The sequence below is a fragment of the Streptomyces vinaceus genome, assembly GCF_008704935.1.
Classification (GTDB): Bacteria; Actinomycetota; Actinomycetes; order Streptomycetales; family Streptomycetaceae; genus Streptomyces; species Streptomyces vinaceus.
Window position 1 is genome coordinate 7213436 of the sequence record NZ_CP023692.1, and the last position, 25549, is coordinate 7238984.

General features: G+C 72.5%; 26 protein-coding genes and 1 pseudogene. 17 read left to right on the plus strand and 10 right to left on the minus strand.

Annotated elements, in window-relative coordinates; translation table 11 throughout:
- Positions 1–189: 189 nt before the first annotated feature.
- Genes CP980_RS32520 through CP980_RS32540 form a run of 5 tightly spaced genes read left to right on the plus strand, consistent with a single transcriptional unit; the run spans position 190 to position 5612 of the window.
- A complete protein-coding gene (locus CP980_RS32520; protein ID WP_150529802.1) occupies positions 190–1689 on the plus strand; it encodes a CoA-acylating methylmalonate-semialdehyde dehydrogenase in 1500 nt (499 codons plus the stop codon).
- Positions 1686–2837 carry an acyl-CoA dehydrogenase family protein gene (locus tag CP980_RS32525; protein WP_150529803.1) on the plus strand — a complete coding sequence of 384 codons (1152 nt, stop codon included), beginning with the start codon at positions 1686–1688 and terminating at the stop codon, positions 2835–2837. The genes CP980_RS32520 and CP980_RS32525 overlap by 4 nt, the downstream gene beginning before the upstream one ends.
- On the plus strand, positions 2834–3907 hold the full coding sequence (locus tag CP980_RS32530; RefSeq protein ID WP_150529804.1) for an enoyl-CoA hydratase/isomerase family protein: 1074 nt from the start codon (positions 2834–2836) through the stop codon (positions 3905–3907). Before CP980_RS32525 ends, CP980_RS32530 begins: the two co-directional genes overlap by 4 nt.
- Complete coding sequence (gene mmsB, locus CP980_RS32535; protein WP_150529805.1) at positions 3904–4821, plus strand: 3-hydroxyisobutyrate dehydrogenase; 918 nt, start codon at positions 3904–3906, stop codon at positions 4819–4821. Before CP980_RS32530 ends, mmsB begins: the two co-directional genes overlap by 4 nt.
- Positions 4818–5612, plus strand: a complete 795-nt coding sequence (locus CP980_RS32540; RefSeq protein ID WP_150529806.1) for an enoyl-CoA hydratase — start codon at positions 4818–4820, stop codon at positions 5610–5612. The genes mmsB and CP980_RS32540 overlap by 4 nt, the downstream gene beginning before the upstream one ends.
- A 7-nt stretch (positions 5613–5619) precedes the next feature.
- Here CP980_RS32540 and CP980_RS32545 read toward each other — a convergent pair whose 3' ends face one another.
- From CP980_RS32545 to CP980_RS32555, 3 genes are all read right to left on the minus strand, one after another.
- The gene (locus CP980_RS32545; RefSeq protein WP_244328238.1) at positions 5620–6390 is read right to left on the minus strand and encodes a hypothetical protein; all 771 of its coding nucleotides are present in this window, start codon (positions 6388–6390) and stop codon (positions 5620–5622) included.
- A gap of 73 nt (positions 6391–6463) precedes the next feature.
- Complete coding sequence (locus CP980_RS32550) at positions 6464–8374, minus strand: GMC family oxidoreductase (RefSeq protein WP_268257472.1); 1911 nt, start codon at positions 8372–8374, stop codon at positions 6464–6466.
- Positions 8371–8796: a hypothetical protein gene (locus tag CP980_RS32555; RefSeq protein WP_132761114.1), complete on the minus strand. Its 426-nt coding sequence runs from the start codon at positions 8794–8796 to the stop codon at positions 8371–8373. Before CP980_RS32555 ends, CP980_RS32550 begins: the two co-directional genes overlap by 4 nt.
- A 607-nt stretch (positions 8797–9403) precedes the next feature.
- Between CP980_RS32555 and CP980_RS32560 the strand changes: the two genes are divergently transcribed.
- Together CP980_RS32560 and CP980_RS32565 are read left to right on the plus strand one after the other, a co-directional pair.
- Complete coding sequence (locus CP980_RS32560; protein WP_132760992.1) at positions 9404–9634, plus strand: hypothetical protein; 231 nt, start codon at positions 9404–9406, stop codon at positions 9632–9634.
- Between the two features lie 101 nt (positions 9635–9735).
- The gene (locus tag CP980_RS32565) at positions 9736–10566 is read left to right on the plus strand and encodes a class I SAM-dependent methyltransferase (protein ID WP_150529807.1); all 831 of its coding nucleotides are present in this window, start codon (positions 9736–9738) and stop codon (positions 10564–10566) included.
- A 135-nt stretch (positions 10567–10701) separates the two neighbouring features.
- Here the strand turns inward: CP980_RS32565 and CP980_RS36095 are convergent, their stop codons facing one another.
- Entirely contained in the window at positions 10702–11904 is a 1203-nt protein-coding gene (locus CP980_RS36095; protein ID WP_229907366.1) for a PP2C family protein-serine/threonine phosphatase, read from the minus strand.
- Positions 11901–13511, minus strand: a complete 1611-nt coding sequence (locus tag CP980_RS36100; protein ID WP_229907365.1) for a sensor histidine kinase — start codon at positions 13509–13511, stop codon at positions 11901–11903. The genes CP980_RS36095 and CP980_RS36100 overlap by 4 nt, the downstream gene beginning before the upstream one ends.
- 114 nt (positions 13512–13625) lie before the next feature.
- Between CP980_RS36100 and CP980_RS32575 the strand changes: the two genes are divergently transcribed.
- The 3 genes from CP980_RS32575 to CP980_RS32585 all read left to right on the plus strand — a co-directional run bounded on the left by CP980_RS32575 (position 13626) and on the right by CP980_RS32585 (position 16101).
- Positions 13626–14399, plus strand: coding sequence for a response regulator (locus CP980_RS32575; protein ID WP_132760994.1), 774 nt, complete (start codon positions 13626–13628; stop codon positions 14397–14399).
- 104 nt (positions 14400–14503) lie between these two features.
- Entirely contained in the window at positions 14504–14734 is a 231-nt protein-coding gene (locus CP980_RS32580) for a DUF5133 domain-containing protein (protein WP_132760995.1), read from the plus strand.
- A 74-nt stretch (positions 14735–14808) separates the two neighbouring features.
- Positions 14809–16101 carry a preATP grasp domain-containing protein gene (locus tag CP980_RS32585; RefSeq protein WP_132760996.1) on the plus strand — a complete coding sequence of 431 codons (1293 nt, stop codon included), beginning with the start codon at positions 14809–14811 and terminating at the stop codon, positions 16099–16101.
- A gap of 88 nt (positions 16102–16189) precedes the next feature.
- On the opposite strand, the gene CP980_RS32590 is transcribed toward CP980_RS32585, so the two are convergent.
- Positions 16190–16558 carry a PRC-barrel domain-containing protein gene (locus CP980_RS32590; RefSeq protein ID WP_132760997.1) on the minus strand — a complete coding sequence of 123 codons (369 nt, stop codon included), beginning with the start codon at positions 16556–16558 and terminating at the stop codon, positions 16190–16192.
- 192 nt (positions 16559–16750) lie between these two features.
- The gene (locus CP980_RS32595) at positions 16751–16912 is read right to left on the minus strand and encodes a hydrophobic protein (protein ID WP_132760155.1); all 162 of its coding nucleotides are present in this window, start codon (positions 16910–16912) and stop codon (positions 16751–16753) included.
- A gap of 136 nt (positions 16913–17048) precedes the next feature.
- Here CP980_RS32595 and CP980_RS32600 point away from each other — a divergent pair, with 136 nt between their 5' ends.
- The 5 genes and pseudogenes from CP980_RS32600 (at position 17049) to CP980_RS32620 (ending at position 21707) form a co-directional block, all read left to right on the plus strand.
- The gene (locus CP980_RS32600) at positions 17049–17273 is read left to right on the plus strand and encodes a phage holin family protein (protein ID WP_150529808.1); all 225 of its coding nucleotides are present in this window, start codon (positions 17049–17051) and stop codon (positions 17271–17273) included.
- A 79-nt stretch (positions 17274–17352) separates the two neighbouring features.
- A complete protein-coding gene (locus tag CP980_RS32605) occupies positions 17353–17673 on the plus strand; it encodes a hypothetical protein (RefSeq protein ID WP_150529809.1) in 321 nt (106 codons plus the stop codon).
- Between the two features lie 147 nt (positions 17674–17820).
- Positions 17821–18516 carry a 2Fe-2S iron-sulfur cluster-binding protein gene (locus CP980_RS32610; RefSeq protein ID WP_132761000.1) on the plus strand — a complete coding sequence of 232 codons (696 nt, stop codon included), beginning with the start codon at positions 17821–17823 and terminating at the stop codon, positions 18514–18516.
- A complete protein-coding gene (locus CP980_RS32615; RefSeq protein WP_150529810.1) occupies positions 18513–19538 on the plus strand; it encodes an FAD binding domain-containing protein in 1026 nt (341 codons plus the stop codon). The genes CP980_RS32610 and CP980_RS32615 overlap by 4 nt, the downstream gene beginning before the upstream one ends.
- Positions 19539–19575: 37 nt before the next feature.
- Positions 19576–21707: pseudogene (locus tag CP980_RS32620) on the plus strand (xanthine dehydrogenase family protein molybdopterin-binding subunit).
- A gap of 210 nt (positions 21708–21917) precedes the next feature.
- On the opposite strand, the gene CP980_RS32625 reads toward CP980_RS32620, so the two are convergent.
- Positions 21918–22778, minus strand: coding sequence for an MBL fold metallo-hydrolase (locus CP980_RS32625; protein WP_150529811.1), 861 nt, complete (start codon positions 22776–22778; stop codon positions 21918–21920).
- A 50-nt stretch (positions 22779–22828) separates the two neighbouring features.
- Between CP980_RS32625 and CP980_RS32630 the strand changes: the two genes are divergently transcribed.
- On the plus strand, positions 22829–23209 hold the full coding sequence (locus CP980_RS32630) for a nuclear transport factor 2 family protein (protein ID WP_132761004.1): 381 nt from the start codon (positions 22829–22831) through the stop codon (positions 23207–23209).
- Between the two features lie 351 nt (positions 23210–23560).
- Complete coding sequence (locus CP980_RS32635) at positions 23561–24229, plus strand: septal ring lytic transglycosylase RlpA family protein (RefSeq protein WP_229907364.1); 669 nt, start codon at positions 23561–23563, stop codon at positions 24227–24229.
- Between the two features lie 67 nt (positions 24230–24296).
- On the opposite strand, the gene CP980_RS32640 is transcribed toward CP980_RS32635, so the two are convergent.
- Complete coding sequence (locus CP980_RS32640) at positions 24297–25109, minus strand: restriction endonuclease (protein WP_150529813.1); 813 nt, start codon at positions 25107–25109, stop codon at positions 24297–24299.
- Positions 25110–25202: 93 nt separating this feature from the next.
- The gene (locus CP980_RS32645) at positions 25203–25538 is read right to left on the minus strand and encodes an STAS domain-containing protein (RefSeq protein WP_132761007.1); all 336 of its coding nucleotides are present in this window, start codon (positions 25536–25538) and stop codon (positions 25203–25205) included.
- Between the last annotated feature and the right edge of the window lie 11 nt (positions 25539–25549).

Sequence of the window (25549 nt, forward strand, 5' to 3'; positions counted from 1 at the left end):
CCACGGCCCTGGTGATCCGGCGGAGTACCCGAACGGCGAGGGCCTGTCCTCGCGTTCGTGACTCGACGAGGGCGCCCCCGGCCCTTTCCTGTCCCCGCGGCGAGCCCGCAGTGCGCACCCCGATCGGTGCCGGACTGCGGCAGCGCCGCGCCTTCCTCGGATCCTCACCTGACGAGAGAGCAGGCATCGATGGTCCGCGAGCTCACCCATTTCATCGGCGGAAAGCACACCACCGGCACCTCCGGTCTCTTCGCCGACGTGTACGACCCCAACACCGGCACCGTCCAGGCCCGGGTCCCCCTGGCGGGCCGCGCCGACACCGAGGCGGCGATCGCGTCCGCCGAGGAGGCCCAGGAGGAATGGGGCCGGTGGAACCCTCAGCGGCGCGCCCGCGTCCTGCTGCGCTTCCTCGAACTCATCGAGGGCGAACGCGAGTCGCTGGCCCGGCTGCTGTCCTGTGAGCACGGCAAGACCGTCGCCGACGCCCACGGTGACCTCCAACGCGGCCTGGAAGTAGTGGAGTTCGCCGCCGGGATCCCGCACCTCCTCAAGGGCGAGTTCACCGACAACGCCGGCACCGGCATCGACGTGCACTCGCTGCGCGCGCCGCTGGGCGTCGTGGCCGGGATCACCCCGTTCAACTTCCCCGCGATGATCCCGCTGTGGCAGGCCGCGCCCGCCCTGGCCTGCGGAAACGCCTTCATCCTGAAGCCCTCCGAGCGCGCCCCCTCCGTACCCCTGCGGCTGGCCGAACTGTTCCTGGAGGCCGGCCTGCCGCCCGGCGTGCTCAACGTCGTCAACGGCGGTAAGGAAGCCGTGGACACCCTGCTCGAAGATCCCCGGGTCCAGGCCCTCGGATTCGTCGGGTCGACCCCCGTCGCCGCGCACGTCTACGCCACCGCCGCCGCGCACGGCAAGCGCGCCCAGTGCTTCGGCGGCGCCAAGAACCACATGATCGTGATGCCGGACGCCGACCTCGACCAGGCGGTGGAGGCCCTGATCGGTGCCGGCTACGGCTCCGCGGGTGAGCGCTGCATGGCCATCGCCGTCGCCGTGCCCGTGGGCGAGGAGACCGCCGACGCCCTGGTGGCGAAGCTGAAGGAGCGCATCGCCGCCCTGCGCATCGGCACCTCCGACGACCCGGAAGCCGACTTCGGGCCGCTGGTCAGCCAGGACGCCCTCGACCGGGTCCGGCGCTATGTGGACATAGGCGTCGACGAGGGCGCAGAACTCGCCGTGGACGGCAGGGGTTTCACCCTCCCCGGGCACGAGACCGGGTACTTCGCCGGAGCCACCCTCTTCGACCGGGTGACCCCGCAGATGCGGATCTACCGCGAGGAGATCTTCGGCCCGGTGCTGTCCGTCGTACGGGCCCGCGACTACGAGGAGGCCCTGCGCCTGCCCACGGAGCACCCGTACGGCAACGGCGTCGCGATCTTCACGCGCGACGGGGACACGGCACGCGACTTCACCCGCCGGGTGGGCGCCGGCATGGTCGGTGTCAACGTGCCGATCCCCGTACCGGTGGCCTACCACACCTTCGGCGGCTGGAAGCGGTCCGGCTTCGGCGACCTCAACCAGCACGGGCCCGACTCGATCCGCTTCTACACCCGCACCAAGACCGTCACCTCGCGCTGGCCCTCCGGGGCCAAGGAGAGCGCGAGCTTCACCATCCCGACGATGGGATGAGCGCCGTGACCACCCTCACGCAGGACCAGCTCGCCCTCGCCGAGGTCACCCTCGATTTCGCGCAGGAACACCTGGCCCCGCACGCCGTCGCCTGGGACCGGGACAAGCACTTTCCCGTCGACGTCATCCGACGGGCGGCCTCCCTCGGCCTCGGCGGGGTCTACGTCCGCGAGGAGCACGGCGGTTCGGGACTCAGCCGCAGCGACGGCGTCCTCGTCTTCGAGACGCTCGCCACCGGGTGCCCCTCCATCGCCGGATACCTGTCGATCCACAACATGGTCGCCTGGATGGTGGACCGCTACGGGGACGACGGACAGCGCCGGCGCTGGCTGCCCGCCCTGTGCGCCGCCGACACGCTGGGCAGCTACTGCCTGACCGAGCCCGGAACCGGCTCCGACGCCAGCGCCTTGCGCACCCGCGCCGTATGGGACGGGGACCACTACGTCCTGACCGGCGTCAAGCAGTTCATCTCCGGCGCCGGAGCGGCCGGCGTGTACCTCGTCATGGCCCGGACCGGACAGGCGGGCCCCCGGGGGATCTCGGCGTTCGTCGTCGAACGGGACGACCCCGGAGTCTCCTTCGGTGCCAACGAGCGGAAGATGGGCTGGAACGCCCAGCCCACCCGGCAGGTGGTCCTCGACGGGGTCCGCCTGCCGGCCGACCGCCGGCTCGGCGCGGAGGGCGACGGCTTCCGCATCGCCATGCACGGCCTCAACGGCGGACGCCTCGGCATCGCCGCCTGCTCGCTCGGCGGAGCCCAGAGCGCTCTGGACCGGAGCCTGGCCCACCTCGCCGACCGCGAGGCCTTCGGATCCCCGCTGCTGGACGCGCAGGCGCTGCAGTTCCGGCTGGCGGACATGGCCACCGGGCTGGCCGCGGCCCGCGCCCTGCTCCGTACGGCCGCCGAGGCACTCGACGCGGGGGACCCGAAGGCCGCGGAACTGTGTGCGATGGCCAAGCGGTTCGCCACCGATACGGGTTTCGCCGTGGCCGACGAGGCACTCCAGCTCCACGGCGGCTACGGCTACCTGAGTGAGTACGGCATCGAGAAGATCGTCCGCGATCTGCGGGTGCACCAGATCCTGGAAGGGACCAACGAGATCATGCGTGTCATCGTCGCCCGCGGCCTGACGGAGGCCCTGCGATGAGCGAAGGAGAAGAGGTTCTCGTCCGCACGGAGGGCCACTGCGGTCGCCTCGTCCTCAACCGCCCCAAGGCGCTCAACGCCCTCAACCACTCCATGGTGTTGAGGATCGAGGAAGCCCTGACCGCCTGGCGGGACGACCCCGCCGTGGAGACGGTGGTGATCTCCGGGGCGGGGGAGCGGGGACTCTGCGCGGGCGGTGACATCCGGGCGATCTACGAGGACGCCTGCACCGGCGGCGCCGCCTCGGCGGACTTCTGGCGCGACGAGTACCGGCTCAATGCCCTCGTCGCCCGCTATCCGAAGCCCTACGTGGCCCTCATGGACGGCGTCGTCATGGGCGGCGGCGTCGGCGTCTCGGCCCACGGATCGGTCCGGATCGTCACCGAACGCTCCCGGGTCGCCATGCCCGAGACCGGCATCGGTTTCGTCCCCGACGTCGGCGGTACGTACCTCCTCGCGCTCGCGCCCGGGGAGCTCGGGACCCACCTGGCCCTGACGGGCGCACCCGTCGGAGCCGCCGACGCACTGCTCTGCGGCCTCGCCGACCACTTCGTATCCGCCGAACGGCTCGGCGCACTGGCCGAGGACCTCGCCGCCGGGTCCGTACACGACGCCCTCGCCCCGCACGTGAGCCGAGCACCCGCCGGTGCACTCGCGGCCCACCGCGAGTGGATCGACCACTGCTACGCCGCGGACACGGTGGAGGAGATCACGGCCCGGCTCCTCGCCCACGGCGATGCGGCGGCGAAGGAGGCCGCGGCCACCCTGGCGGCCAAGTCACCGACAGCCCTGAAGGTCACCCTCGCCGCGCTGCGCAGCGCCCGCGCACTGGGCCCGCTGGAGCGGGTGCTGGAGCAGGAGTACCGCGTGTCCTGCGCGGCCCTGTCCTCGCCCGACCTCGTCGAGGGCATCCGCGCCCAGGTCATCGACAAGGACCGGAACCCGCGCTGGTCGCCCGCCCGGCTCTCCGACGTGACGGAGGCGGACACGGCACGCTACTTCGCCCCGCTCGGCGAGGACCGCGAACTCGTCCTCACCGCGACCGACTCGTTCCAGGAGGTGCCCTGGTGACCGGTGTGATCGCCTTCATCGGCCTCGGCCACATGGGCGGCCCGATGGCCGCCAACCTCGCCGCGGCCGGCCACCGCGTCCTCGGCTTCGACCTCGTGCCCCACGCGCGGGCCGCCGCCTCGGCGGCCGGGGTGGAGATCGCGGACTCCGCGGCGACGGCCGCCGCCGGTGCGGACGTGGTGATCACCATGCTCCCCGCCGGCCGGCACGTCCTGGCCCTCTACCGGGACGAGGGGCTGCTGGCGGCCGCCAGGCCCGGCACCCTGTTCATCGATTGCTCCACCATCGACGTCGCCGATGCCCGCACCGCTCATGAGCTGGCCGTCGCCGCCGGACACCGGGCGCTCGACGCCCCCGTCTCGGGCGGAGTGGTCGGCGCCGAGGCGGCGACCCTCACCTTCATGGCCGGGGGCGGCGAGGCGGAGTTCGCCCGGGCCGAACCGCTGCTCGCGGCCACGGGCAAGAAGGCGGTGCACTGCGGAGGAGCGGGCGCCGGGCAGGCCGCGAAGATCTGCAACAACATGATCCTCGGCATTTCGATGATCGCCGTCAGCGAGGCCTTCGTCCTCGGCGAGAGCCTCGGCCTGTCCCACCAGGCCCTGTACGACGTGGCCTCCACCGCCTCCGGCCAGTGCTGGGCGCTCACCACCAACTGCCCCGTCCCCGGCCCGGTCCCGGCCAGCCCCGCCAACCGCGAGTACCGGCCCGGGTTCGCCGCACCGCTCATGGCCAAGGACCTCGGCCTCGCCGCCAACGCCCTGCGGGCCGGCGGAATCGACGCCGGCCTCGGCCTGCGCGCGGCCGACATGTACGCGGCGTTCGCCGAAGCGAGCGGCGCCGCACAGGACTTCTCCGGCATCGTCCACGTCCTGCGCGACGCGGCGGCCCGTGCACCGAAGGGAACCACCCCGTGACCGAGACCACCCGCACCACCGCGTACGAGACGATCCTCGTCGAGCGCAAGGGGCGTACCGCCCTCCTCACCCTGAACCGGCCCAAGGCGCTCAACGCCCTCAACCTCCAGGTGATGAACGAGGTCGTCGCCGCCACCGAGGCCCTCGACCGGGACCCGGAGATCGGCTGCATCGTCCTCACCGGCTCCGCGAGGGCCTTCGCGGCCGGAGCCGACATCAAGGAGATGCAGCCGCGGGGGTACATGGACATGTACCTCACCGACTGGTTCACGGCCTGGGACCGCCTGGGCGAACTGCGCACCCCCACCGTGGCGGCCGTCTCCGGCTACGCCCTCGGCGGCGGCTGCGAACTGGCCATGCTCTGCGACATCCTGCTCGCCGCCGACACCGCCGTCTTCGGACAGCCCGAGATCAAGCTCGGCGTGATCCCCGGCATCGGCGGCTCCCAGCGGCTGACCCGGGCCGTGGGCAAGGCCAAGGCCATGGAACTCTGCCTGACCGGACGGACCATGGACGCCGCCGAGGCCGAACGGGCCGGCCTGGTCTCCCGTATCGTCCCGGCCGATGAGCTCCTCGCCGAGGCCCTCACCGTCGCCGAGACGGTGGCGGCCATGTCCGCCCCCGTGGCGATGATGGCCAAGGAGGCCGTCAACCGGGCCTTCGAAACCACCCTGGCGGAGGGCGTGCGCTTCGAACGCCGCCTCTTCCACGCGGTGTTCGCCACGGCGGACCAGAAGGAGGGCATGAGCGCCTTCGTGGACAAGAGGGCCCCGGACTTCACCCACCGCTGACGCCTGGTCAATACCGGCGCAGGTAGTAGGGGCGGTTGTGGGCGGCGACCGGCGGTGACTGGTAGGTCCAGACCCCCGCCGGGGCGTCGTCATCGAGCAGCCGGGTCAGGTCCTGGCCGACATCGGCGGCCGGGTCGAGGACGGCGAGGCCGGCCCGGTCCGCCGTGATGTCGGCGGGGGAGTACCAGAGGTAGGGCTGGTACACGTTCATGGGGCCGGCCAGCGGACGGCCGTCGTCGTCGGTGCCGTAGCCGGTGATGGGGGTGTTGTTCACGGGAGTACCGGTGAGTCCCGTGAGGTCGGCGGTGAGGGTGAACAGGCCGGTGGGGTGGCGTTCGATCTCGCCCTCGGGTGTGATGCCGGCCGCCTTGCAGGTCACGTGCCAGCTGTTGCCGGCCGGCCCGTTCAGGGACGGCATCGCCGCCTCGAACCATCCGGGGTACTTGGGTTCGGCGTAGAGCTTGCGTCCCGCGTCGATGGCGAGCGGGTTGTCGCACAGCACGTGGATGCGGGCGATGCCGAGCAGTTTGGTCTGGTCGTAGCCCTGCGCGTACTGCTCGTACGACAGGCCCGGCAGACGGTCCGCCGCGTCGGTGGGGAACGCGACGATGTTCACCTCCACCTCCTGGGTGATCCCCGCGCCGAACGGGTACTGGGCGAAGTACAGCTGGAAGTTCACCGAAACCAGCGCCGGCCCGCCGAACTCCGCGACGCTCAGGGCCGGATGGTGTTTGGCGAGCACGTCCCGCGCCGGGCCGGGATCGACCAGGAAGTCCACGCCGAGGTTGTGCAGAGCGCCGTAGTGGAAGGGGAGTTGGTACGGGCCGGAACGGGCGGCAGGGGCATCGGACTCACGAGGCGTCTCCGGTGGTGGTCGTGGCGGGTGCGGTACGGCGGTGCAGGGCGACCGGCCGGTCCCGCGCGGCCAGTTCGCCCTCGACGCGTTCGGCGCTGCGCAGGGCGAGCGCGGCCATCGTCAGCGTCGGGTTGGAGGTGGCGACCGAGGGCAGGCTGCCGCAGCCGATCGCGTACAGCCCCGGGTGGTCCCAGCAGCGCTGCCACTCGTCGACGACCGAGGTCGAGGGCGAGTCGCCCATGATGTGCGTCCCGGCGCCGTGCCCCGCCCCGCGGAAGGCGTAGGAGCGACCGTGGTGGACGAAATGCCCGGGCTGACCGGGGCCGGGTGCGTAATCGCTGTGATCCTCCGCGCCCAGCAGCGCGAAGATCTGGTCGGACACCTCCTTCGCCGCCGCGATGCCGTCCCTGACGTGCGGGGCGAGGTCGTACGTGGCGACCGGGCGCGGCAGCCCCAGGGCGTCGCGGGAACCGGGGTCGAGGGTGATGCGGTTGGCCGGATCCGCCCCCTGCTCCATCTCGAACTGCAGGGCGAACTGCCGGCCCACCCGGTCCCTCACGGCCGCGCGCAGCGCGGCTCCGCGCAGGCGGCCGCGTCCCTGCCGGCCGGCGGGCCCCAGAAGCGCGGCGAGGTCCCCTTCGGGGCCTCCCGTGGCCCAGACCCAGCCCCAGTTGCCGATCTCGATGCGGAAGGGCGCCCGCCGGCGGCGGGCCCGGCCGAAGCGGAAGCCTTCGAGGCCGGAGGTGGACCCGGGGCCCCGGTAGGGGCCCACCTGCTCCGGCATGAGCCCCCAGGCGAGCAGCACCGGGTGGTCCATCAGGTTCCGGCCGACCTGGTCGCTGCGGTTCGCGAGACCCGAGAGCAGCAGCAGTTTGGCGTTCTCCACGGCGTGGGCGGCCAGGACGACGACGTCCGCGGTGACGCGGTGCCGGTCGACCCCGCCCCCGTGCCCGTCCCCGTCCCCGTCTCCGTACGAGAGGTACTCCACCCCCGTGGCGCGGCCGGTGCCGTCCACCAGGACCCGGCTGACGACCGCCCGGTCGACCAGCGTCACCGTAGGGCTCCAGCGGGCCTGGGTCTTCAGCGGCGTGTACTTCGCCTGGGCGGGGCAGACCGGGATACAACTGGCGTGTCCGACGCAGCGGTTGTGCTGGTCCGGCTGCCCTGACGCGCCCACCGGGACGTACCCGGCGCCGCCTTCGTACGAGGGGTTCGGAACCCCGTTGCGGGCGTGCGGGGTTCCCACGACCCGCAGCTCCACCGGGTCCTCGGCGCCCGGGTCCTTCACGCACCGGCCGTCCAGCCGCCCCGCCATCAGGCGGTCCAGGTGACTGGGCGGCAGTGCGCGCATGGGGAAGACGTAGCCGTGGGGCAGGGGGAGTCCGACGCGGGCGCGCTGCTCTTCGGCGTCTGCCGCGACGCCGATCTCCCGCTCGGCGGCACGGTAGTACGGCTCCAGATCGGCGTAACCGATCGGCCAGGCACGGCCGTAGCCGAAGAGGTCCGTACGGAAGTCCTCCGGGTGCATCCGTGGAGTGAGCCCGGTCCACACGTTGCCGGTACCGCCGTTCGCGCGCACGTAGCCGCTGGCGTAGGGGAGCCCGCCCCGCTGGATCAGGTAGCCGTCCGACCGGTACCCCCCGCCGGACGCGCCGGTCAGGTCGGTGACCTCGGGCCAGGGCGCGGCCGGATGGGAGGGGTAGGGGGATCCCGGGACCTTGGCCGAGGCGGCGAGGTAGCTGTCCACCGCCCGCCGATGGCCCTGCGCGGCGTTGACCGCCCGTACCCCGGCTTCCAGGACCAGCACGCGCCGGCCGCGCTCACCGAGCCGGTGCGCCATCAGCGTCCCGGCGAAGCCCCCGCCGACGACGATCACGTCGTACACCTGCGGGCGACCCGGGCTCACCGCGCGGCCCCGGCCCCTGCGGCGACGTCCCCGGGAGCTCCGGCCCAGCTGCCGAAGCCGCCGGGCCCCACGCCCGGCGGCTGTCCGCCGAAGGCCCGCCACACGAGCCCCGCCGCGTAGGCGCGAGCGGACACGGTGAACGGCGCCGCTCCGTCGAGGCCGGGCCAACTCCCCGTGTACCAGAGGTGGATGACGGCGTCGGCGAGCTCCGCCCGGGCCTCTTGCGGCCCATGCCCCTCATCGGCCCGGTCAGGGCACGGCTCCTCTTCCATGAAGAGCCGGTAGCGATCGGCACCGGCCCGTTCCCGTACGACGGCCCGGTACTCCTGCGACATTCCCGTGGCCCGCAGCTCCTCCTCGCTGAATCCGGTCAGAGCCGCGGACTTCGCGAGGAACCCGTCGCCCCCGTCCAAGGCCTGCATGCCGTGCGACACCATGACGTCCCCCCTGCGCGTGGTTCTGAGCTCCGGCCGCCGACGCGTACGGCCGCGCGGCGGCGGACGGTCACGATCCGTTCCCCTCCCCGGGCCCCTCATGCGGCGGTGTCGGGGCGCAACGGGACGATCGGCGTGATCCGGCCATCCGTGTGAGCGGGGGCGGTCCGCCGGGGCTGCTGCCGACGGGTCCGTTGCCCGGGGGCGGCGGTATGAGCGCCGTCGTCGGGGGTTCGCCGGAGGGCCCGGGTTCCCGGCGGGAGGGGCCGGGAACCCGGGGCGTCCGGGTTCCGTACGGATCCGGGCGGCAGCCGCGTCGTACGGGCGGCCCTGCCGCATGCCACCGGGGGGAATGGCGGAATGCGGCGGGACCCACCCCGGAAGCACCCCGCCACAGGCGGCGGCTTCCGGTATCCACGCGTCTAACCGGCCCTCCGCCTTCCAAACGCCCTTTCCCCAAAGAATTCTGAGAAGACGTCAAGGATCGCGGGGGCCGCTCTGCACCCGCGACGCGCGACCGGCGCCGCTCCGCCGCTGTCCGGCGGGCGGAGGAGCCCCGGATGCCGTACCGGCCGGTCCGCAGCACTCTGGTTGCATGACGGATCAGACGGAGATCGTCGTCCACCCCGTATCACCGCAGGGCGGGCGGAAAGTGACCGTGCACGCGCTCGGCGTGGACGCGGACCTGGGCCGGGCGCACACGCCCGCGGACGTGTCGGAGTTCCTGCGCCGGGCCGGCCTGGAGGACGTGGACCTGTCCGAGGACGGGCCGATCCGGTGGGAAGGAGGCGGCCCCGAGGTGTGGTCCCCGCGCCCCAGCGGCTGATCTGAGACCCGGGACCGCCGGACCGGGGGGTACCTGGCGGCCGTGCGCGTCGCCGTGTCATTCTTTCGAGCGGCAGCCTGCTCTCCCCTCCGGAGGTCGACGTGGCGCTCCTTCCCGACATCACCGCCTTCTACGGTGACGGTGACGAGGCCGTCCGGCTCACGTCCGGACGTACGATCGGCACGATCGAGCTGGTCCGGACGCAGGAACTCCTGCGGGCTCATCTTCCGCCCGCGCCCGCGTCCGTCCTGGACGTCGGTGGCGGGCCCGGAGTGCACGCCCGCCGGCTCACCGACAGGGGCTACCGGGTTCTCGTCGTGGACCCGGTGGAGCAGCACGTACGACAGGCCCGCGCGCAGGGTCTGGCGGCGATCGTGGGGGACGCGCGCAATCTCCGCCACGCGGACGGTTCGTTCGACGCCGTGCTGATGCTCGGCCCCCTCTACCACCTGCCGGACGGCTCCGGTCGGGCCCGTGCCTGGCGGGAGGCCCGCCGCGTCGTCAGACCCGGCGGCCTGGTCGCCGCGGCCGCCCTCAACCGGTACGCAAAACTGCTGGACCTGGACTCACCCGCCGCCCTGGACATCGCGGCGACCGGGCTGCGCGTGCGCCGGGACGGCCCCACCACGTACTACCACGACCTCGCGGAACTCGGCGCCGAGGCCCGGCAGGCGGGCCTCGATCACCTCGGGATCCACGGGGTGCACGGGCCCGCCTACGAGGCGCTGCGGGCCGAAGAGCGCCGCACCGGGAGAAGGGACCTGGGGGAGCAGGTGTGCGAAGCCGCCCTCGCCGCCGCGCGGTTCGCCGACGGGCACCCGGAACTCGCGGTGTCCAGCCTGCACCTGCTGGCCTTCGCGCGCCGCCCGCGCCACGTCGCGCAGACGAGCCGCCCGATCGCCGCGGACCGCCGGCCCCGGTCGGATACGTGACGCCGACACAGGCTCGCAACTGCCCTGCCGCCCCGCCCACGATCTGGCTGCTCGCCCCCGACTCCACCGAAAGCGAGCGCGGCAAGCCGCGGTGCCGGCCGCCCCGGGCTCGGCCATGATCCGCCGGCGCACCGCCTAGCGGAAGCCCCAGCCGAGGCGGAGCACCGCGAGGTCGTCGGTGTGTCTCCCGGCGTTGAGTGCCCTGGTCTGGTGGATGAGGCTGTCCAGGTGCGCCGCGGGGTCGTGGGACGGGGTGGTGTTGATCAGCGGCAGGAGCCCCTCGATGCCCAGCCGGCCGCCGGCGTCACCGTTGTGCCCTTCCGTGAGGCCGTCGGTGTAGAGGGTGAGCGCCCCGGCGTCCGGGAGGCGGATGACCGTGGCGGGCCAGTCACCGTGGCCGGGGACGATGCCGAGCGCGATGCCGTGCTCGGCGGGCACCTCCAGGGTCTCCTCCGAGGTGGTGAGCAGGGGCTCGTGGTGGCCCGCCAGGTAGAGGGTGGCCGTGGAGCTCTTCTGGTCGAGGGTGAGGAGCGTGCAGGTGGCGAACAGGGGCTGGGAGCCGCGTTCCGCCACCAGCAGGCGTTCCATGAGGTGGAGCAGTTCGGTGCCGTGGTGCCCGGCCAGGACGAGCGAACGCCAGGCGATGCGCAGGCAGACGCCGAGGGCGGCGGCGTCGGGGCCGTGTCCGCTGACGTCACCGACGACGGCGTGCAGGAGCCCTTCGTCAGCCTCGACGACGTCGAGGAAGTCGCCGCCGAGCAGCGCCTGTTCCGCGCCGGGCAGGTAGCGGGTGGTCACCGTGACGGTGGAGGTGTCGAGGAGGGGCCGGGGCAGCAGTCCGCGTTCCAGGCGGGCGTTCTCCTCGGCGCGCTGCCGGGCCGACTGGGCTTCGGCCGCCGCGCGTTCGGCATGGCTCCGGTAGACGGCGTAGCGGACCGTGCGGCGCAGCAGGTCGGCTTCGACCTTGCCCTTGACGAGATAGTCCTGGGCCCCGGCGGCCATCGCCTCGGAGCCCGCCTGCTTCTCCGACAGGCCGGTCAGGACGATCACCGCGGTGTGCGGGGCCATGGCGCGGACGGTGGTGACCGCGTCGGTGCCCGACACGTCGGGCAGGTGCAGGTCGAGGAGGATGCAGTCGACGGCGCGGACGGCGAGTTCCGCGTGGGCTTCGGCCAGCGAGGCGCTGGTGGTGAGTTCGAAGCGCAGCTCCGTGTCGTGGAGGAGTTCTTCGACGAGCAGGGCGTCGTCGGCGTCGTCCTCTATGAGGAGGATCCGGTAGACCTGCTCGTTCGTGGTGACGTCGCCGAGGCCGCCGGAGTGGGGGAGGGTCGCGGTCACGGCGACGGCTCCGCGGCGGCCCGGGTCGCTTCGGCGATGGCCGAGGAGGGCGCGGCCTGGAGGGGCTCGGCTGCGAGGGTGAAGCTGATGCGCGTCCCGTCCCGGTATTCCGGGTCGACGGCGATGGTGCCGCCCTGGAACTCGACGATCTTCTTGCACATCGCCAGACCGATTCCGCTTCCGGGGTAGACGTCCTTGGTGTGGAGCCGCTGGAAGATCACGAATACCTTCTCGGCGTACTCGGGAGCGATGCCGATCCCGTTGTCGGTCACCGTGAACCGCCACAGCTCCCCGTCCCGGGCAGCCGTGACACGGATCTCCGGCGCCCGGTCCGGGCGGCGGAACTTGACCGCGTTTCCGATCAGGTTCTGCCAGAGCATGCCCATCTGGGTGGGATCGGCGACCAGGGTCGGCAGCGGATCGTGCGTGATCGACGCCCCCGCCTCCTCGATGCCCACGCTCAGTGCGGCCAAGGTCCTTTCCATGACCGCGTCGAGGTCGACCTTTTCGGGGTCGTGGTGGACACGGCCCACCCGGGAGAAGTCGAGAAGGTCGTTGATGAGCGTCTGCATACGGTTCGCGCCGTCGACCGCGATGCCGATGTACTGGTCCGCCTTGGCGTCGAGCTGGCCTCCGTAGCGCCGCTGGAGGAGCTGCGTGAAGCTGGATACCTTGCGCAGCGGCTCCTGCAGGTCGTGGGAGGCGACGTACGCGAACTGCTCCAGCTCGGCGTTGGAGCGCTGCAGGTCGGCGGTCTGCGCGTCCAGCCGCCGCCGGGCCTCCTCGCTGAAGGCCAGCTCGCGCACGAGCCGGCGGCGCATGAAGTCGATCTCGCTGCCCAGCCGCCGCAGGTCCGCCGGACCGGCCGAGGAGATGGGATGGCCGAAGTCGCCCCCGGCGACGGTGCGGGCGTCCGACGCCAGCTGCTCCAGCGGCCGGTTGATGCCGCGGCGCAGCCCTTCGAAGACCAGGGCCGCCAGAAGGACGATCACGGCTGCGATCGCCGCGAACACCCAGTTGCGCAGTCGGATGGTGGCGGCGAGGTCGGCCCGGGTCCGGGCCCGCTCGGCGCGCAACCGTTCCTGCTGGCCGGCCATGGCCTGGCGCACGGTGTCGAACGCCTCCTTGGCCTCGGCGGCGCGTTCGGTGGTCAGGGGCGAGGGCGCGCCGGGCGGCGAGGCGGCGACGGGGCGGGCGATCCTTTCCTGCCACCGGGAGACCGCGTCCCGGACCGCCTTCAGGTCGCCGAGTGCGCGGCTGTCGCCCTCCAGGAGTTGCGCGAGCTGCGCGGTGTAGGCGTTCTGATCCGTGAGACCCCGCTGATAGGGCTCCAGGAACTCCGGGGTCCCGGTGAGTCCGTAGCCGCGGATACCCGTCTCCTGGTTGAGGAGGGCCGATTCCAGGCGGAACGCCGTGGACAGCGCGGGCGACCGTACGTCCGCGAGCTCGTAGCTGATCGTCGCCGTACGCCCCAGCACCCACGCACCGGTCCCACCGAGCACGGCCAGCACCGCCAGCGATACGGCGACCCCGACACGGAGCCACCTCCGGGTCGTCCACACGAAGGGCTTCCGCGCACGCAGCGGCCTCGTCGTCTTGCCCGTCATCTTTCCGGATCCCTCCCGATACAGCCGCCATGAACAGAGGGCGCAGCGCACACTGTAGAGGGCATCGGACAACAGTTGTTGTCGCTTGTCGATCGAGGGCCTAGGGTACGGGGTATGCCCGGCAAGAACTTCCACCTGCGGACCACCCCGAAGGAGACGGCCGCCGTCGCCGACAAGGCTGTCGCCGACCTCGCCCGACGCCTGGCCCTCCAGCTGCAGACGGACTTCGCCCTCCCGGTGGCGGAAGGGCGGGCGCAGGCCCTGGCACGTCTGCACCTGCTGGACCACCTTCAGGAAGCCGCCGAACGTCTGCAGCGCGCGGCGGCCGAGGAAGCCGCGCGTGCCGGTGCCGGATACCCCCAGATCGGCCGCGCATGCGGCATGACCCGCCAGGGCGCCCGCCGCCGCTGGCCGGGACTCTTCAACCCCACCGACGAAGCACCCACGGAGCAATTGACGATGAACGCCCCCGCCCGCCCGTTCGACGTCCTGCTCGTGGAAGACGACATCGCCGACGCGATGCTCATCGAAGAGGCACTCTCCGAGCGCGGCGCCCGCAACCTCGTACAGGCCACCGATGGTGTCGCCGCCCTGGAGCACCTGCGCGACCCCGACAGCCCGCGGCCCGACCTGATCGTGCTCGACCTGAACATGCCCCGCATGAACGGCCGCGACCTGCTCCGCATCCTGAAGAGCGACGCCGACTTGCAGACCATCCCCGTCGTCGTCCTCACCACGTCCTCCGCCCCCGACGACGTGGCAGGCGCCTACACCAGCCACGCCAACGCCTACGTGACGAAGCCCGTCAACCTGGAGGAGTTCGAGCAGGCCGTCCAGAGCATCGACGCCTTCTACCTGGACACCGCGACGCGCCCGCCCCGCGCCTGACGTCCCGGGAGGGCGGCCGGGAGAGGAAGGCCGGGGGGTTCGACGGTGATCGACAGGGTAGGTGACGCTCACCTCATCGATCTCCTGGCGAAAGGCGACCACCCATGTTGATGGCTCACCCGGCCGTACTCCCCGGCCTCGTCGACCGGTACTGGGCGCTGTCCGTACTCGACGCCGCGGAGGGCGACTCGCCCGTGCGCAAGGAGATCGAGGCCGTGGAGCGGGCCCTGTGCGTGGCCACCGGCACGACCGACATACACGCGGCACTGATCGCCGCCCGCCACCACCTGCCCGGCACGGACCCGCTGGACGACTCCGTACTCGCCGCCGGCTGACCGGTGCGCGGCCGGGGTCACCCGTACGGATGCCGAGGGATGCCGGCGGGCAGGGCCCGGCAGAGGCTGGGCCCATGTCCGCAAAGGTGACGGAGACGGGCCCGGTCGTCGTGTTCGCGAACTTCCTCTCGGACGTGGCGGTGGATCTCGACGAGGGGGAGATCCTGGCGCAGTGGGCGCAGCAGGCGCCGCGGAAGGCGTGGCTGCTGCGGCCGGGAGACGTGCTGGTCACTCCCGTGCCGCTGAGCCGGGAGTTCTTGCGTTACGTGTACGACCTGACGGGGGTGCCCGCAGAATCGGTGGCCGTCGTCGAGGTACCACCTGCGGGCGCCGTCCCGCTGGCACGGGCGGTACGCGAGGCCGGACTCGCCGAGCACGTCCGGGCCCTCGCCGGAGACCGCGGCGCGGCGCTGCTGCCGACGGCGCTGGACGCGTCGGCGATCGCGTTCGCCCGGGAGGTCGGCCTCGCCGTCCACCCGTACCCCACGGTCGCCGCTGCCGAGGCCGCGCTGAAGGTGACCATGCTGCTCAATACGAAGACCGGCTTCCGCGAGACGGCCGGGCACTTGGGCCTGCGACTGCCCACGGGCCGGATGTGCCGGCGCGCGCAGGCCGAGGGCGTGGCCCGCGAGCTCCTGCGGGACCATGCGCGTGTCGTGGTGAAGCCCGACCGCTCGGCGGGCGGGCACGGGATGCGTTTCGTGTCCCGCGACGACCTGAGGGGTGGTGCGAGCCTGCCGCTCGACGCGGTCGGTGGGCCGGACGGCATGTGGGTGGTGGAGGAGTGCCTGGACGTGACCGCGTCGGTCAGCATCCAGCTGGAGGTGACCGCCTCCGGGACGCACGCGCTCTTCAGCGGGGCGATGCGTACGGCGCAGGGATCCTTCACGGGATACGCCTCCCCGTTGCCGCCGTCATCCGCGCACGTGGCCGGTGAGCTGGAGGAGTGGGGGAAGGCGCTGGGCCGTCACCTGTCCGATCACGGCTACGCCGGACCCTTCGGACTCGACGGGCTCGTCGACGCGGCAGGCGTCCTGTACGCGAGCGAGAGCAACATCCGCCGTACGGCCACCACCACACCGCACGCCATGGTCACCCGGTTGACGGCGGGATCGGCCGATCCGCACCCCGCGTGGTCGGTGTCGAGGGGCCGGACGCGCAACCCCGTGGACTTCGAAGGGGCCCTCGCCCGGCTCCGCGCATCCGGCCTCGCGTTCGACCCGGCCCGCGGCGAGGGCGTGGTCCTCTACGCGGACGCGCCGCCCGACGGCCGTTCCTGGCGGTACGCGGTGATCGCCGGGAGCGCCCAGGACGTGGAAGAGCAGGAGGCCGCGTTGGCCGAGGTCCTGGCATTCGAGGACGGCTGACCGTCGTGTTTCTCGGCCGCCCCACGACGCCGGTCCCGGCACCCACCTCGGGTGCCGGGACCGGCGTCGTCGTGCGCGGGGGAGCGGATCAGGCGGGGCGGCCGCCGAAGGGGGCGCCGGTGCCGTAATAGGTGCCCAGCTCCTCACGGTACCCGGCGTCGCCGAGGTGCTTGTCGCGGTGGAACTCGGGGGCGTTCTTGATCTGCTCCTTGGTGCGGTCGACGAAGATCTTCCGCTCCTCCGGGTCGATCTTGACGACCGTGCGCGCCGGCAGCAGGACCTCCTTGCCGAAGATCCATACGCCGGTGTCGACGACCAGGTAGGCGTCACCGACCTCGTCGGAGTGCTTGTCGACCTTGCCGATGCTCCCGTCGGTCGCCTCGACCTTGTAGCCGGTCAGATCGGTACCGGCCAGGTGACCCGCGGTCGGCTGGTAACTCCACAGATGTTCAGTCACGCGAAAACAACTCCTCGGTCAATGGGGACGGCGGGGAAATGCCTCTCCGCCGGTCCTCCTTGTTCCGTACGTCGTGCTGGGCGGCCGTGCTGATTCCGCCTGGACTTCGCTTGCCCCACCGTGTCGAATTCACGCACCCGGATCGAATTCGAGACCGGGGCGGCCGTCGATCACCGGAAGGCTTTCGTACGGCTACCAGCGGTACCAGCGGCCGCTACTTCCCTTCGGGCGGGCGACGAATCCGATGAGCCACAGCACCAGGAGTGCGATAGCGACCCACCAGAGAATCTTGAGCGCGAAACCCGCGCCGGCGAGGATCAGGATGAGCAGAAGAACGAGAAGCAGGGGAACCATAGTTATCAACCTCCGAAGCGCCGTGTGCCCGACCGCATCCGGGACATGCATGCCTTTTTTATTTGTTTCTTAACCCGATGGCGGGGCAAGTGCGCCGTGACCCACGGCATGCACAGCTCAACGAGGAGGATCCGCGATGGCGGTTCGCCACTCAGCCCGTGAGGAGATGACGGGCGGTCGTCCCCTCGTCGCGGCGGACGTCCTGGGCCTCTTCGCCGCTCAGGCTCTGCTGGCCACGTGCATCGCCGCCGTCGCCCTGGTCCTGCCGGTGTCGACGGCAGCCCTCGCCATCGCCGGCCTGGTCGCGGCAGCAGCCGCGGTGACCGCGCTTGCCGGCAAGCAGCGGAGAGCACACCGCTGAACCACCGATGGAGCCACCGATCCCGCACGGCCCGGACCGAGGCCCGAACCGGGGCCCAACCAAGGAGAGGACCGCAGCCATGAAGCAGCACACCACCGAAAAGGTCTCCCTGATCGCCGACCAGATCCGCGAGAAGGCGGGGCAGGCCGCCCAGCTGGCGAGGGAGAAGACCCCCTACCCGGTCGTGGACAAGACCACCCAGGCCGCGGCGCAGGTGTGGGACAGCGCGACCCGAGTCGGCCAGTTCGCGGCCGACAAGACCCCCGACCCGCTGCTGGAGAAGGCCGGCCAGGCCGCGACGGCCGCGCGCGGGAAGCGCACTCCGCTCCTGATCGCCGGCGCGGTGGTCGTCGCGTTCGTACTGGCGCGCCGCAGCAGCCGCGGACGTCGTCGCCGGTAAAGGCGCCCGAGCCCGCCCGGCCGGTCACTGCCGTAGTCCGTACGGGGGAGGCCGGCGGGGGCGTGCTGCGCGCCCGGGCGCGCCAGGGGCCAGGCTGGGAAGCCGAAGGGACATTCCCTCCCCGAACGCACGCCAAGGGAGCCCGTCGTGGCCCACGCAACCGACCCGCCCTCCCGTCGACCCGATCCAGGCGCCGGCCCCGGACCGGCGCCGCGCCCGCCGGACGACGCGCTCGCCGGGGCCGGCCGCTCCCCTGTGGCCCTCCGCGTCAACGGCGTCCACCACGACCTCGACCTGGACCACCGGGTCACGCTGCTCGACGCCCTGCGCGAGCACCTGGACCTGACCGGCGCCAAGAAGGGCTGCGACCACGGCCAGTGCGGCGCCTGCACCGTCCTGGTGGACGGGCGGCGCGCCAACAGCTGCCTGCTCCTCGCCGTGGCCCTCGACGACTGCGAGATCACCACCGTCGAGGGCCTGGCGGGCCCCGACGGTGTCCTGCACCCGCTCCAGCGCGCCTTCATCGAGCACGACGCCTTCCAGTGCGGCTACTGCACCCCCGGCCAGCTCTGCTCCGCGCTCGGCGCCCTCCGCGAAGCCGCCGCCGGCCACCCCTCGCACGTCACCACCGACCTGACCCCGGCTGCGCCCGGACCCGCCGCGCTGACCGCCGACGAGATCAGGGAACGACTCAGCGGGAACCTCTGCCGCTGCGGCGCCTACCCCGCGATCGTCCGGGCCGTCGCCGATGCGGGAGCCGACGCCGATGCCACCTCCGCCCCGGCCGGTACCACGGCCACCACCGCGGCCGGCACCACGACTGGCGCGGAGGTGACCGCGTGAAGCCCTTCGCCTACGTACGCGCCACCAGCCTCCAGGCCGCCGCCGACGCCTACGCCGCCCACCCCGGCTCCCGCTACCTCGGCGGCGGCACCAACCTCGTGGACCTGATGAAACTCGGCGTCGAGACCCCCGGCGCCCTCATCGACCTCTCCCGCCTGCCCCTGGACGAGATCCGGGAGCTTCCCGACGGCGGCCTGCGCGTCGGAGCCACGGTCCGCAACAGCGACCTGGCCGCCGACCCCCTGGTGCGCACCCGCTACCCGCTCCTCAGCCAGGCGCTGCTCTCCGGCGCCTCCGGCCAGCTGCGCAACGTCGCCACCACCGGCGGCAACCTGCTCCAGCGCACCCGCTGCGGTTATTTCCAGGACCTCTCCAAACCCTGCAACAAGCGCGAGCCCGGCACAGGCTGCGGGGCCCGTGAGGGCCTCCACCGCGACCACGCGGTACTCGGCCACTCCGAGCACTGCATCGCCACCCACCCCTCCGACATGGCCGTGGCCCTCGCCGCGCTCGACGCCCGGGTCGAGCTGTACGGCGCGGCGGGCACCACCCGTACGGTCGCGGCGGCCGAGTTCCACCGGCTCCCCGCCGACCGGCCCGAGCAGGACACCGTCATCCGTCCCGGGGAGATCATCACGGCGGTCATCCTGCCCGCTCCCGCGCCCGGTGCCCGTTCCCTCTACCGCAAGGCCCGCGAACGCGCCTCGTACGCCTTCGCCCTCGTCTCGGTCGCCGTCGTCCTCGACCTCGATCTCGACGACGGCGGGGCGGGCCGGGTGCGCCGGATCGCCCTCGCCTTCGGCGGCCTGGCCCACCGGCCCTGGCGCGCGACCACCGCCGAGGGACGGCTGACGGGCGCCGTACCGCACCCCGACGCCGTCCGCGAGGCAGTGGACGCCGAACTCGCGGGGGCCAGGGCCCTGCGCGACAACGCGTACAAGATTCCGCTCGCCCGCAACCTCGCCTGCGACGCCATCGCCGAGCTGGCGGGCACGCGCCCCGGTTCCCCCGCCACGCCGTAGCGGCGCCACCCACGCGCCGACCAGGAACAGGACCACGATGAGCCCGACCTCCGCCACCCTCGACCCCACCGCCCCCGCCACCGCCGCTCTCGGCGCCGACGTCCCACGGCGCGAAGGCCGGGAGAAGGTGACCGGCGCCGCCCGCTACGCCGCCGAACAGCACCTTCCGCAGCGGGCCTACGCCTGGCCGGTGCCCGCGACCGTCGCCCGCGGCCGGGTCACCGCCGTCGACACCGCCGACGCCCTGGCCCTGCCCGGCGTACTGGGCGTCCTCACCCCCTTCGACGCCCCCCGGCTGGGCCCCTCCGACGACCCCACCCTGCAACTCCTCCAGGACACACGGGTGCCCCACCGCGGCTGGTACGTCGCGCTCGCCATCGCCGACACCCTGGAGCGCGCCCGAGCCGCCGCCGACGCCGTGCGCGTCACGTACGAGAGCGAGCCGCACGACGTCACCCTGCACGAGGGGCACCCGGGCCTCTACACTCCCGAGACGGCCAACGGCGGCTACCCGGCCCATCGCGAACAGGGCGATCCCGATAGGGCGTTCGCCGAAGCACCCGTACGCGTCGACGTCCGCTACTCCGTTCCGCCGCTGCACAACCACGCCATGGAACCGCACGCCGCCACCGCCGACTGGGACGCCGAACGCGGCCACCTCACCGTGTACGACTCCTGCCAGGGCACCACGGTGGTGCGCAACGTCCTGGCCGGGCTGTTCCGGCTGGCCCAGGATCGGATCACCGTCCTGGCCGAGCACGTCGGCGGCGGATTCGGATCCAAGGGCACACCACGCCCCCACGTCGTCCTCGCCGTGATGGCTACCCGCCACTGCGGTCGCCCCGTCACGCTGTCCCTGCCCCGACAGCACATGGCCGCCACCGTCGGACACCGCGCGCCCACCCTGCACCACCTCCGGCTCGGAGCCCGCCCCGACGGCACCCTCACCTCCCTCGTCCACGAGGTCACCACGCACACCTCGCAGGTCCGAGAGTTCGTCGAACAGGCCGCCGTACCGGCCCGGGTGATGTACGCCGCTCCGGACACCCGCACCACCCACCGCGTCACCGGGCTCGACGTGCCCACTCCCTCCTGGATGCGCGCCCCGGGCGAAACACCCGGCATGTACGCCCTGGAGTCGGCCATGGACGAGCTGGCCGACGCTCTCGGTATGGACCCCGTCGAGCTGCGCGTACGCAACGACGCGGCCACCGAGCCCGACAGCGGACGCCCGTTCAGCAGCCGCCACCTCGTGGAGTGCCTGCGCGAGGGCGCCCGCCGGTTCGGCTGGGCCGGCCGCAGGGCGCCCCGCCGCGAGGGGCCGCTCCTCATCGGCACCGGTGTGGCCGCCGCCACCTATCCCGTGTACATCGCCCCTCGGGCGCCCGGGCGCACGCCCGCCCCGACGGGAGCTACCTGGTCGAGGTCAACGCCACCGACATCGGTACCGGCGCGCGCACGGTCATGGCCCAGATCGCCGCCGACGCCCTGCACGTACCGCTCGGCGCCGTCTCGGTGGCCATCGGCAACAGCGCGCTGCCGCCCGGCGCCGTCGCCGGCGGCTCCACGGGTACGGCGTCCTGGGGCTGGGCGGTGCACGACGCGTGCACCGCGCTGACCGACCGGCTGGCCCGGCACGAGGGGCCGCTGCCCGCCGCCGGTCTCTCCGCCTCCGCCGACACCACGCAGTCCGCGAAGCAGAAGTCCCCTTACGCGCGCCACGCGTTCGGGGCCCACTTCGCCGAGGTCCAGGCCGACACCGTCACGGGTGAGGTCCACGTCCGCAGACTGCTCGGCGTCTACGCGGCAGGCCGCATCCTCAACCCGCGCACCGCCCGCTCGCAGTTCATCGGGGGGATGGTGATGGGGCTGGGCATGGCGCTCACCGAGCACAGTGCGCTCGACCCCGCGTTCGGCGACTTCGCGGAACGGGACCTGGCCTCGTACCACGTACCGGCCAACGCCGACGTGCCCGTCATCGAGGCCCACTGGATCGAGGAGCACGACAAGCACCTCAACCCGATGGGCAGCAAGGGCATCGGGGAGATCGGCATCGTCGGCACGGCCGCGGCGATCGGCAACGCCGTGTGCCACGCCACCGGCCGGCGGCTGCGGGAGCTGCCGCTGACCCCCGACCGGGTCCTGGCCGCGATCGAAGCCGGGCCGTGAGGGCGGAGCGTCGCTCGGGCCCGGTCGCTGGTCCTCGGTGCGCGGGAGCGCCGGCCGCGTGATGGCGGGGGGTGCCATCACGCGGCTCGGGCCCGCTCGGGAATCCCGCGCCGCTCACCGCCGCGGACTCCCGTGACCACGCTTATGGCCGGTATCCCGCGCCGCAAACGTGGGGAATCCCTTCTCCTGGTCAGGGCCGACGGCTATCCGTCAGTCGCGGTACACGAGGATGAAGGCGCCGCAGGGGTGGGAGCCGGAACGTCCCGCCGTCTGCGCCAGGGCGCGGCGCAGGTCGTGGAGGTGGGTGGTGGTGAGCTGGAGCGGAGGCTCGTCCGGCTGGTGGGTGGTACCCCGCGGGTAGTCGGTGTTCGGCTGCGTGGTCATCTCGATGTGGCAGCCGAGGAGGTGCGTGATCGGGCGGCCGGCGCAGAAGTCCACGAGCCGCTCCACCGTGTCGGCGTAGGCCGCCCGGTCCTCCACGTAGAGCCGCCCGGGGTAGAGGGAATCGCCGGTCAGCAGCAGACCCGTGTGCCGGTCGTGGAAGACCAGGGCGGCGGCCTGGTGGCCGGGCCCGGGGATGAGGTCGAGGACGCGTCCGCCCAGGTCGAGCTCGGCGGTGCGGTGCGGCCAGTCGTCGAGTCCGAAGTGGGCGGTGACCTCGTCCGGCTCCGGGCCGACGATCGTGGTGTCCGGTCTGCCGGCGAACTGTCCGTCGCCCGCGATGTGGTCGCCGTGCCCGTGCGTGTGCGCGACCGTCAGCCCGTACCGTCCGCGGGGATTGCGCGTCAGCCACTCCTCGATCAGGGCGTCGACGGTCGCGCGCAGCGGGAAGTGGGCCGGGTCGGCGGTGGCCCCGGTGTCGATCAGCAGCGCCCGCTCGTTCCCGAAGAGGAGGAAGAGGAACGGCGCCTCGTAGTGCACCGACTTGTTCTGGCGCAGGATCAGCGTGTCCGGGGTGTACGCGTGGACCTGGATCTCGGGGGCGGGATCGTGCTTGGGCGACGGCCAGCCCGCGTGCCACACGGCGTCCAGGCTGCCGGGGACCGGGGCGTCGAGGAGAAAATCGATCACACCCCCAACCTATCCCCGGTCGGGGGCCGCAGGTGCATTACGGTCACGTCATGAGCGACCCGGAGAAGAACAAGGCCAGCGCCATGGCGTTCTACGACCTGATGTTCAACGAGTGCCGCCCCGCCGAGGCGATCGACCGGTACGCCGGTGACACCTACATCCAGCACAACCCGCACGTCGCGGACGGCAAGCAGGCGTTCGTCGACTACTTCGAGCGGATGGCCGCGGAGTACCCCGGCAAGCGGGTCGAGTTCAAGCGCGCCGTCGCCGAAGGCGACCACGTCGTCCTGCACTGCCGGCAGACCTGGCCGGACGAGGAGTACGCGGGCATCGACATCTTCCGCTTCGACCGGAACGGCAAGATCGTCGAGCATTGGGACGTGCTCCAGGTCGTCCCACCCACGTCCCGGAACGACAACACCATGTTCTGAGGCCGGAGCCGGGACGGGTGAGTGCCGCGAGCCGGCGCAGGCCTTAAGGGGGGATCAGCTCAACCTTAAGCCTGCCTGTGGTCCGTTCGCCTCCGCGTCGCGCAGGGGCCGGCATCAGCGCCGCACGCGCTTCGACCCCCCTCGGCCGCAGGCCGCTCACCTGCGCCGTTGAGTGCTCCCCGAGGGCGTCCGAGTCGCCGGGACGGGCCGCAGGGAGTTCGAAACCTCCTCGCGGATGGATTTGTACGAGGGCGACAAGGTTTGCGATCGAGCGTGATGGACGCCGTAAGCAGGACGGGGAGAGGCCAGCATCCATCGGATCGAGGAGTGTCGATGTCCCGAAAGCGGACCATGAGTCTCAAGAAGAAGCTCGTGCTCACCGGTGCCACAGGAGCTCTGGTGACCGGGGCGGTCGTCACGACGATGGCCACCGGCAACGCGGCCGCCCCCGACGTCGTGTGCAAGGGGTCCACGGTGACGTTGTCGGGGGAGGGGGGTGCTCCGGCGGCGAGTAGTGGGACGTTTCCGGTGGGGACGAAGCTGAAGGTGACGAATCTGGACAACGGTCAGTCGACGACGGTGGCGGTGAACGGTCCTTCGGGCAGTTGTGTGTTGTTGAACAATGCGGCTTTCGACAAGGTCCGTGAGCCGGGGAAGAACCTGATCCGTCGCGCGCGCATCGAGCGTGTGGGTGGTGGTGCCGCGCCGGCCGGTGCGACGGGTGCGGCGGGTGCGCCCGGTGCGGCGGGCGTGCAGGTGCCGCCGGCCACCGGGGAGGTGGTGTGCAAGGGGTCCACGGTGACGTTGTCGGGGGAGGGGGGTGCTCCGGCGGCGAGTAGTGGGACGTTTCCGGTGGGGACGAAGCTGAAGGTGACGAATCTCGACAACGGTCAGTCGACGACGGTGGCGGTGAACGGTCCGTCGGGCAGTTGTGTGTTGTTGAACAACTCGGCTTTCGACAAGGTCCGTGAGCCGGGGAAGAACCTGATCCGCCGCGCGCGCATCGAGCGCGTCGGCTGACCGACCGCAAGGGCGCGCCGCCCTCCCGGGAGGGAGGCGGCGCGCCCGCGTCCGTCCGAGTGCCCGGTCACAGGTCCCACGGGGCGGGACCGACCCCGGCCGACCAGTCGAGCAGCGCCTCGCGGCCGAAGCAGAGGATCGCGCACTGTTCTGCGTACTCCGCCGCGGGCTGCGTGAAGTCGCTGGTGGTGACCACGGCGGCGACCTCGGCCTCGTGCACGGCGTAACACGTGCCCCCGAAGCGCTGCAGGTCTTGCGAACCGACCTTGTGGACGGGCCCGTAGCGCTTGCACTGGATGACGAGGCGCCTGCCGTCGGGGGCGGTGGCGAGTACGTCGGCGCCGAGGTCCCCCGCGCCGCCGACGACGCGGACGTCCCGGCAGCCGTCCCGCTCGCACAGCGCGGCCACCGCGCTCTCGAACGCGTCGGCGTCCAGCGCGTCGAAGTCCATCGTGAACCCGCCGACCGGGGGCTGATCGATCGGGCCGCCATCGAGCGGGACCTCATCGAGCGTGGCGCAGCCGACTCCCGCCTCGGCCTCGGCGACCGCGGCTTCCGGGATCGGTGGCCGGGCGGACGCCCGCGTGGTTTCCGCCGCGGCCTCCGCAGCCGCCTGCAGGGTCCGTGCCGTACTGCGGGCCAGCCGGCGTATGCGAAGCCGTCGCAGGCCGGGCGCGGCGACCGCGCCGGTGGCCGCGCAGGCCATGACGGCGGTCACCGCCCCGGCAGGGTGCTCCGCGGCCGCCTCGGCCAGCACCCGTACGGTGGCGCCCACCCCGCACACCGCCAGCGCGACCAGAGCGAACCACCATGCGGTGACGCGCGTGCTGAACCGGTTCCGACGTCTTCTGGGCTGCTCCTGTTGGGGCAGAACGGTCATCTGCTGCACACTCCCCGCCTCGTCAAGATCGTTCCTGACGTGTGCCCCGCCGGCCCGCCCCCAAGCAGCCGGCCGTACGGCCCCCCAGGGGGCTCAGGCCAGGGCGGCGTCGACGTCGGCGTAGAGGGGGAAGACCTGGTCGAGGCCGACGATGCGCAGGATGCGCCGGGTGTCGGGGGGCACGGCGGCGAGTGCGATCTGCGCGTCGGCGGCGTGGGCGTGATGGTGCCCGGAGATCAGGGCGGTGATGCCGCTGGAGTCGCAGAACGTCATGCCGGACAGGTCCAGGACGAGGCGTTGGCCCGGTCGGAGTGTCAGTCCGGCGAGGACGTCCCGCAGCTCGGGGGCGCTGGCGTAGTCGAGGTCGCCGGTGACTTCCAGAACGGGACCTGTCGTGGCGTCTCGGGTAGTGATCTTCAGCGAGGTCATGGTCTGTGATG

Bases quoted from the DNA above. Each gene is read 5' to 3' on its own strand.
- CP980_RS32635 (WP_229907364.1), top strand. From the start codon at position 23,561: ATGAGTCTCAAGAAGAAGCTCGTGCTCACCGGTGCCACAGGAGCTCTG.
- CP980_RS32605 (WP_150529809.1), top strand. From the start codon at position 17,353: ATGAAGCAGCACACCACCGAAAAGGTCTCCCTGATCGCCGACCAGATC.
- CP980_RS32580 (WP_132760995.1), top strand. From the start codon at position 14,504: ATGTTGATGGCTCACCCGGCCGTACTCCCCGGCCTCGTCGACCGGTAC.
- CP980_RS32575 (WP_132760994.1), top strand. From the start codon at position 13,626: ATGCCCGGCAAGAACTTCCACCTGCGGACCACCCCGAAGGAGACGGCC.
- CP980_RS32600 (WP_150529808.1), top strand. From the start codon at position 17,049: ATGGCGGTTCGCCACTCAGCCCGTGAGGAGATGACGGGCGGTCGTCCC.
- CP980_RS32585 (WP_132760996.1), top strand. From the start codon at position 14,809: ATGTCCGCAAAGGTGACGGAGACGGGCCCGGTCGTCGTGTTCGCGAAC.
- CP980_RS32630 (WP_132761004.1), top strand. From the start codon at position 22,829: ATGAGCGACCCGGAGAAGAACAAGGCCAGCGCCATGGCGTTCTACGAC.
- CP980_RS32530 (WP_150529804.1), top strand. From the start codon at position 2,834: ATGAGCGAAGGAGAAGAGGTTCTCGTCCGCACGGAGGGCCACTGCGGT.
- CP980_RS32525 (WP_150529803.1), top strand. From the start codon at position 1,686: ATGAGCGCCGTGACCACCCTCACGCAGGACCAGCTCGCCCTCGCCGAG.
- CP980_RS32555 (WP_132761114.1), bottom strand. From the start codon at position 8,796: ATGCAGGCCTTGGACGGGGGCGACGGGTTCCTCGCGAAGTCCGCGGCT.
- CP980_RS32645 (WP_132761007.1), bottom strand. From the start codon at position 25,538: ATGACCTCGCTGAAGATCACTACCCGAGACGCCACGACAGGTCCCGTT.
- CP980_RS36100 (WP_229907365.1), bottom strand. From the start codon at position 13,511: ATGACGGGCAAGACGACGAGGCCGCTGCGTGCGCGGAAGCCCTTCGTG.
- CP980_RS32595 (WP_132760155.1), bottom strand. From the start codon at position 16,912: ATGGTTCCCCTGCTTCTCGTTCTTCTGCTCATCCTGATCCTCGCCGGC.
- CP980_RS32640 (WP_150529813.1), bottom strand. From the start codon at position 25,109: ATGACCGTTCTGCCCCAACAGGAGCAGCCCAGAAGACGTCGGAACCGG.
- CP980_RS32520 (WP_150529802.1), top strand. From the start codon at position 190: ATGGTCCGCGAGCTCACCCATTTCATCGGCGGAAAGCACACCACCGGC.
- CP980_RS32560 (WP_132760992.1), top strand. From the start codon at position 9,404: ATGACGGATCAGACGGAGATCGTCGTCCACCCCGTATCACCGCAGGGC.